Below are 7,311 nucleotides of genomic sequence, written 5' to 3'. Positions count from 1 at the left end.
ACCTTGCTCACAAGCTGTGAAACATCCCATTCCTCGGGAGGGAGGTCTGGATTCACATAGGCTTCAACAATTTCATTCATCGTGCGCTCCCCGTAACCAATCACCTGCTTCTTCAGCTCACGGCCATCAAGCACCCGCCTGCGCTCGGTGTACACCGCTTTGCGCTGATTGTTCATCACCTCGTCGTACTCAAACACCTGCTTACGGATGTCGTAGTAGTACGTCTCCACCTTCTTTTGCGCCCCCTCAAGAGAGCGGGTGAGCATGCCCGATTCAATCGGCATATCTTCCTCCACCCGGAAGGCATTCATCAACCCAGCGACGCGCTCACCACCAAAGATGCGCAGGAGGTTGTCTCCCAACGACAAGAAGAATCGCGTGCTCCCAGGATCACCTTGACGACCAGCACGACCGCGCAGTTGGTTATCAACCCGGCGTGATTCATGGCGCTCAGTACCGATCACATGCAGACCTCCTGCTTCGCGCACCCCCATCTCCTCCTGTTTCACCACGGCGTCGTATTCACCTTTTACCTGGGCGATTGCCGCACGCAACTGAGCAATCTCAGGATCCTCTGTTGGGGCTTTCTCTGCTGCCGTCGCAATCCGATCTTCCAGCTCGATCACACTGAGAGAGCGATCACCCCACGCCTTCACCAACTGCTTAGCGAGATCCACCAGGGACTGATCCGTCTCTTCCGTGAGCTGACATGGATAGAGGTTCCCAATCGCCTTGGCTTCACTGGGGGCGTTGCCGTGAGGACCACTTGCAGGAGCAGGCGTGGAGAAACCACCACCGCCTTCTGCACTGCGCTGGAGAGGAACGGGGGGCCGATGACCATCCTCCGGCCGCACCAGCCGGGGAAGCAGCACTTCGCGCAACTTGAGGCGCGCCATGTAATCGCTGTTGCCGCCAAGGATGATGTCGGTGCCACGGCCCGCCATGTTCGTCGCAATGGTCACAGAGCCAGCTCGACCGGCCTGGGCAACGATTTCCGCCTCCCGCTCCACGTTTTCTGGCTTGGCATTGAGCAGGTTGTGGGGGATGTTTTCCTCCGCCAATAAGGAACTGAGCAGCTCACTTTTCTCCACACTGGTGGTACCCACCAAAACGGGGCGACCTTGCTTGTGCACCTCAGCGGTTTCCTTGGCAACGGCTCGCCATTTCGCCGTTTCGGTTTTGTAGACCTGATCCACCCAGTCCTGGCGAGCGCGGACCCGATTGGTGGGCACGATGGCGGTCTGCAAGGAGTAGGTCTTTTCGAATTCCGTTTCCTCTGTTTTGGCAGTGCCGGTCATCCCGGCCAAACGGGGATAGAGAAGAAAGAAATTCTGGTAAGTAATCGATGCCAGGGTTTGCGTTTCCGGCTGAATCGCTAAACCCTCCTTGGCCTCAATCGCCTGGTGCTGACCATCACTCCATCGCCGGCCTGGCATCACCCTGCCCGTGAACTCGTCCACGATCACTGCCTCACCATCGCGAACGATGTAGTTCACATCACGAACAAACAGCTCCTTGGCCTTCAGGGCATTGGTGATGTAGTGGGCCCATGGATCCTGAGGGTTGTAGAGATCTGCTACACCGATCAAGGCCTCAGCTTTGGCGAATCCCTCATCGGTGAGTGTGGAGCTGCGCTGCTTTTCATCCACCTCGTAATCACCTTCGGGATCGATGCCGTCCTTCCCCATTTCGGCGGCCCGCTCAAGAGCATTCGCCACTTCTGCGGCTTTCTCATATTTCTCTTGGGGGCGTTCCACCTGGCCTGAAATGATCAAGGGAGTGCGTGCTTCATCAATCAGAATGGAGTCGACTTCGTCGATCACACAAAACTGAAACTCGCGCTGCACCACCTCATTGATGTCGGCAGCCATGTTGTCGCGCAGATAATCAAATCCAAGCTCTGAATTGGTGGCATAGGTGATGTCGCAGCCGTAATTAATCCGGCGTTCCGCCGGGGTCATGTCTTGCTGAATCAAGCCCACCGAAAGGCCGAGGAATCGATGCACCTGACCCATCCATTCCGCATCGCGGCGCGCCAGGTAATCGTTGACTGTGACCACATGAACACCACGTCCCGTGAGCGCATTGAGGTAACTGGGGAGGGTGGCAACGAGCGTTTTACCCTCACCGGTTTTCATCTCGGCGATCTGCCCCTCGTGCAGCACCATGCCACCGATCATCTGCACATCGAAATGGCGCATGCCAAGCACCCGCTTACCGGCTTCACGCACCACAGCAAAGGCTTCGGGCAGCAACTCGTCTAATAGGGGCCTTTGTTTATCCAGCGACCCGGCAGCTTCCAAGCGCTGACGAAACTCGGCCGTACGACGGCGCAGGTCGTCATCGCTCAAAGGCTCAATCTCTTCCTCGAGCAGATTGATATCTGAAACGATCGGCTGATAACGCTTCAGCTTGCGGGCGTTGGGGTCACCCAGCAGGAGCTTGAGCATGGAAATCGCCAAATCGACTGCGCAATACCCTACTGAGGCCCACCGGATGAGATGGCGATGACGACGGGAAATTAAGGCTGCCTACCGCTCGATCATCGTTGTGGGGAGAAGATCGAATCGAAAGCCTGCAACCAAACCTTGCGAGCGAATAAATTGAGATATTTGTCTCGAGCCTCAAGGCTCAGCGCCGTTCGAAGTTCGGGCGAAGCCGCCAATTGATCGAGAACCAACGACAAATCATCAGGCTGTTGGGACCAAGGCAATCCAGACAGCTGTCCGACCCAGCCCATCCCAGAACGCTGGTTTTGAAAAGCAAGTGACGGAATCCCAGCCGCCATTGCCTCTAACTGCACGATCCCGAAGGCTTCTGTGGAACGATCCGAAGGGAGCACCAAAACGTCTGCAGACGCGAGTTCTGCCAACTTCGCCGTCTCATCCAAACGGCCCATGAAAGTCACAGCAGAACTCGCGCCAAACAACTCCGCACGAAGCGCTTCAAAGGCAAGCCTGCGTGGACCATCACCGACGACCGCCAAAGACCAAGGATTATTTAGAAGCGAAAGAGCTTCCATCAACCAGTCCAAGCGCTTGTAACTATCAAGCCGGCCGATGAATAACACCCGCAATGGCGTTGCCGTTGCGGAGCGCAACGGCAACGCCAATAGAACCTTTTCTTGCTCTGCATTCAAACAACAGGGCAAAACGGCCACACGAGCGGACTGGCATCCACAACGAATCAACTCTTTCGCCAGCACCGGAGAAGTCGTAATGACCTTGGTTAAGTGTGGAACGACACGAAGGGCCAACCACTGATAGACAGCAAAAAGGCGATTTTTCGAGCCTGGCTCCGGGGCAACAAAGCAGTGCCAATGAGCGAACACTGGCCGACGCGGTTGCAAAAGACGGGCCAGCAGTAACACCAAAAGCACACCTGGCGATGGCAAATGCCCATAGAGAGGCCGACGGGAACGCAACAGGCTCCACAGCGCACGTGATGGCAAAGGAAGCAACAACCGGCCAAAGGGTGGACTGGCCGGCAATACCACTCGGGGATAAGAAACCTGCAACGCATCAATCTCATCAGCGCTACGGGATTGCGCATCAAAGCTGAACACCGTTGCGCCCCACTCACTCGCTAATTCATGGGCCACCCGCTCCACTCCTCCATAGCCTGGAGGCCATTCGCGCATGAGTTGAACAAAAGAGTCCATTACCCATCAACCTGATCTTGAGCAGACAAACGATCAGGGATCGCAACGTTCACCGGATTCGATCATTTCTTTTCATCATCTCAGCCAGACGCAGATCGCTTGATGTTCGCCCCGTGTCGATGATGGAGAACTCATTAAGACGCCATGGCTCGCATTCGACTCGTGCAACATGCCGCCGGCGCCCCAGGCCTGAGATGGTTTGGACTGGGCCCTGATCTCAAGCCAAGCCGTGGCCTGCTCAAGCTGCGTCGCTTGCTCCACAAACATGCGTTCTGGGCACAACAGCGCAACACGGCAGATCTAAAAAGGATGCTGGCGGGCAGCAGGGTTGTCGTGAGCCTTTGGCGGGGCAAGCGAATGGTGGGGTTCGGACGAGCCACCAGCGATGGAATCCATCGCGCCGTGCTTTGGGATGTGGTCGTTGCAGGAGACCTTCAAGGCCGCGGACTCGGCAGGAGGGTCGTGGAAGCCCTGCTCAGCGCTAAAGCCATTCGCAACGCCGAGCGCGTGTATCTGATGACCACCAACAGTTCCGGGTTCTACCAACAGTTGGGGTTTGAACCAGCCAGCCCTCAGCAATTGCTGATCCGCAAGCAATGAGCAAAACAAGCCATCAAGAAAATCAGGAATTAAATCCTCTTATAAGACAAAAGCTGTCAGTAGAGAAATAGTCCTTTAGAATAACATTGGACGCCCAAGAAAACCCAATTTTCTAACAATTCAAAGCAATGGCGAAGCGATCCGAGCATAAGCCATTTCCAGCCCTTAAGAGGATGGCTCCATCGACAATCAAGGTTCAGTGCAGCTCACGCAGAACTTCAACCAAAGAGTCAAGGAATGCGCAATTAAACAAGAAGATTGGGCACTTCGACGGAACATTAGTTAAACATTTTTCGATCCATTCTCTAGACAATTGAGATTGACTTAGCCGTGAGGATCCATGCGTTTCTGAAACTCTTGGCGCCACACCTCCCAGGTCTTTGAACCTGGTGTTTGCTGAACCATGAGCGCCGTTTGCTGACGTATAGCCTCTTCAGGCTGGTTCAGATCGAGACCTGTCATGGCATGAAGCGGTACATACCAATCCGTACGCACAAACAGCTCAATCCTGTTGCCATCAGGGTCTGGGACATGCAGCAACCAACTCCCGCCATGGTTCAGCGACTCCATGCCTGTGATGCCAAGTTCAGTGAACCCCTGAAAGGCGTCGATGAGCTTGCAAAGAGTCTCAATTTCGAATGGGACCTGGTGAATCGTCGCGGCGCTGGTTTCAGAACGACCTGGAGCCAACACGATTTGATGATGCTCCAACAAAGAGCGGGAGAGGAACAGAATTTCCTGATCACCATTCCCCAAGCGATCCGTGACGCAAAACCCGAGATGGGAAAACGAAGGCTGCATCGGCAAGGCTGAATTCACTGCCAGACCGCACTCAGATCGCCATGGACTGGAACACCCCTGCCCAGAGGCCAAGTGCTCTCCATCAACAGGATCACCCACCACTCGGATGGGCGCCGAAGCGAACCAACGAAAGCCCAGCTAAAACGAAAAGCGGATGAAGAGATTCGAACTCTCGACCCTCTCCTTGGCAAGGAGATGCTCTACCACTGAGCTACATCCGCGAAGCCGTGTTGAACGCTGTGTTCACTACGACTTGGGAAGCATGCAACACAAAGGGGCCGTTGGTCAATGCCCCGGCAATACCTTCATCAAGGAAGCCATCTCTAAAGCCTCCAATCCGTAGCTCCAACCGAGATTGCTCTTGATCCCCGCACGCTCAAGAGCCTGCTGCATCGTGTCGGTCGTCAACACCCCAAAGATCACAGGAACACCCGTGTCACGCGCCACAGCTGCAATCCCTTTACTGGCTTCCGCAACCACAACATCGAAATGGGGGGTGTCACCGCGAATCACGGCCCCGAGAGTGATCACCACCTGATAGCGCCCACTACGGGCAAGATTTTGGGACACCAGAGGCAGCTCAAAGGAACCTGGCACCCAGGCCACATCCATCTGACTGCTGTCAGCAGTCGTGTCAATGCCGTGACGGGATAGGCAATCCAAACAACCGCTCAGCAGCTTTGCCGTCACCAGATCGTTGAAACGGGCCACCACAACGGCGATACGAACCTGGCCTAGATCAGTGAAGCGTCCTTCAAATGTGGCCATAAAAAGCCAGGAGCAAGTCTGTCCATGCTCCCATCAAGACGTAACCCAATCAGAGGTGATCTTCAGACCACGAAGAAGCTCACGCCCCAGTTGAGCAACACCAGGGCCACCCAGGCGATCCCACCCAGCAGGATCAAGCGGTTGGAACGTCCGCTGTCTTCATTCGAGGCGTACAGCACAGGCACCGCCACGATGAGGGCAAACGACATCACCACCAGGGCCAGCACGGTGAGGGTGTTGAGGATCTGCATGGAGAGAGGTCGACGCCAGGGCGGTGCGAAAGATTCTCACATGCACGAGGAACCCTGGCCCACCTTGGAATCAACCTTCACAGCTTGTGGTGATCCAGCAACGTCTTCCGCTGCTGTGAGTCTTACGATTCACTGATCGCTTAGCCACCCCGTGCCCCAACCGGACTTGGCCCTGCAGGGCAACCTTTTTGGGGATGCGGAACCAGCCAGTTCAGCACCAAGCAAGGGCCAGAACAGACAAGGTGAGCCCGATCAGCTCGATGATCACGAGCTGACGCAAGACGCCAAGCAGCGCCCACGTCAGCGCCAAGGCCAAGAACAGCATTCCAAGCCCTCCGCAAGCAGTCCAAGCGAAGAAGCACACTCCGAAACCTCTACGCCCGCAGGCAACGACAAAGACAACAGCGACGACGATCTGCCGCCGTGGTCACACCACAACCAGGTCACGCCGGAACAACTCACCCCGATGCTCCGCCACTACGTGGAGCTCAAAGCCGCCCATCCCGAGCGGGTCTTGCTGTATCGGCTCGGTGATTTCTTTGAGTGCTTTTTCGAAGACGCCATCCATCTGTCGCGCCTACTCGAGCTCACCCTCACGGGGAAAGAGGCAGGAAAACAAATTGGAAGGGTGCCCATGGCTGGCATTCCCCATCACGCCGCTGAGCGCTACTGCTCAGAACTGATTCGCCGCGGCCTCAGCGTGGCGCTGTGCGACCAACTCGAGGCGGCCCCTGCCAGTGGCTCTGCCAAAGGAACCTTGTTGCGGCGCGACATCACCAGGGTGCTGACACCAGGCACCGTTCTTGAAGAAGGCCTGCTCAGCGCGCGCCGCAACAACTGGCTGGCGGCGGTGGTAGTTGAGCCCGCTCAAGGTCGGCAGCCCTTTCGCTGGGGGTTGGCCTGCGCCGATGTGAGCACGGGCGAATTCTTAGTCCGCGAACAAGAGAACAGCGCTGCGCTGCATCAAGAACTCTCCCGGCTTGATCCAGCGGAACTGATCCACCACAGCCAAAACAGCATGGCGCCCAGCTGGTGTCCAGAGCGACTGCAACGCTGCGACATCGGCAATACACCCTTCAGCCAACCGGAAGCAGAAGCGCTGCTCTTGGAGCGATTCCGATTACAAACCCTCGACGGTTTAGGGCTGCAAAACGTTCCCCTTGCCATGCGCGCCGCCGGCGGACTGATCTCCTACCTCGGCGAGACCTGTCCACTAGACGACAACGGCAT

At 56.3% G+C, this 7,311-nt stretch carries 7 protein-coding genes and 1 tRNA gene; 2 read left to right on the top strand and 6 right to left on the bottom strand.

Annotation, left to right across the window (positions count from 1 at the left end):
• Together secA and NCN04_RS05625 are read right to left on the bottom strand one after the other, a co-directional pair.
• Positions 1-2,450 (bottom strand): preprotein translocase subunit SecA (gene secA / locus NCN04_RS05630; RefSeq protein WP_250395442.1); only part of this gene is annotated, 2,450 nt, incomplete at its 3' end.
• 92 nt (positions 2,451-2,542) lie between these two features.
• Positions 2,543-3,661 (bottom strand): glycosyltransferase family 4 protein, encoded by a 1,119-nt coding sequence (locus NCN04_RS05625; RefSeq protein WP_048347665.1) that lies wholly within the window; start codon positions 3,659-3,661, stop codon positions 2,543-2,545.
• A 144-nt stretch (positions 3,662-3,805) separates the two neighbouring features.
• Here NCN04_RS05625 and NCN04_RS05620 point away from each other — a divergent pair, with 144 nt between their 5' ends.
• Positions 3,806-4,261: a GNAT family N-acetyltransferase gene (locus NCN04_RS05620; protein ID WP_048347664.1), complete on the top strand. Its 456-nt coding sequence runs from the start codon at positions 3,806-3,808 to the stop codon at positions 4,259-4,261.
• Between the two features lie 324 nt (positions 4,262-4,585).
• Here NCN04_RS05620 and NCN04_RS05615 read toward each other — a convergent pair whose 3' ends face one another.
• The 4 genes from NCN04_RS05615 to psbZ form a co-directional block, all read right to left on the bottom strand.
• Positions 4,586-5,161: a VOC family protein gene (locus NCN04_RS05615; protein ID WP_250395441.1), complete on the bottom strand. Its 576-nt coding sequence runs from the start codon at positions 5,159-5,161 to the stop codon at positions 4,586-4,588.
• Positions 5,162-5,211: 50 nt separating this feature from the next.
• Positions 5,212-5,283 (bottom strand) — tRNA-Gly (locus tag NCN04_RS05610).
• Positions 5,284-5,347: 64 nt separating this feature from the next.
• Complete coding sequence (gene ribH, locus NCN04_RS05605; protein WP_250395440.1) at positions 5,348-5,830, bottom strand: 6,7-dimethyl-8-ribityllumazine synthase; 483 nt, start codon at positions 5,828-5,830, stop codon at positions 5,348-5,350.
• Between the two features lie 62 nt (positions 5,831-5,892).
• Positions 5,893-6,081, bottom strand: a complete 189-nt coding sequence (psbZ, locus tag NCN04_RS05600; RefSeq protein ID WP_048347662.1) for a photosystem II reaction center protein PsbZ — start codon at positions 6,079-6,081, stop codon at positions 5,893-5,895.
• Positions 6,082-6,232: 151 nt separating this feature from the next.
• Between psbZ and NCN04_RS05595 the strand changes: the two genes are divergently transcribed.
• A partial coding sequence (locus NCN04_RS05595) for a MutS N-terminal domain-containing protein (protein ID WP_502988756.1) occupies positions 6,233-7,311 on the top strand: 1,079 nt, incomplete at its 3' end.

The organism is Synechococcus sp. MU1655, assembly GCF_023630655.1.
Taxonomy (GTDB): domain Bacteria; phylum Cyanobacteriota; class Cyanobacteriia; order PCC-6307; family Cyanobiaceae; genus Synechococcus_C.
The sequence above is the reverse complement of the archived record's forward strand: the minus strand, read 5'-3'. Positions and strand labels throughout refer to the sequence as shown.

Coding starts and splice junctions, on each gene's coding strand:
- NCN04_RS05625 (WP_048347665.1), bottom strand. CDS start 3,661: ATGGACTCTTTTGTTCAACTCATGCGCGAATGGCCTCCAGGCTATGGA.
- NCN04_RS05620 (WP_048347664.1), top strand. CDS start 3,806: ATGGCTCGCATTCGACTCGTGCAACATGCCGCCGGCGCCCCAGGCCTG.
- ribH (WP_250395440.1), bottom strand. CDS start 5,830: ATGGCCACATTTGAAGGACGCTTCACTGATCTAGGCCAGGTTCGTATC.
- psbZ (WP_048347662.1), bottom strand. CDS start 6,081: ATGCAGATCCTCAACACCCTCACCGTGCTGGCCCTGGTGGTGATGTCG.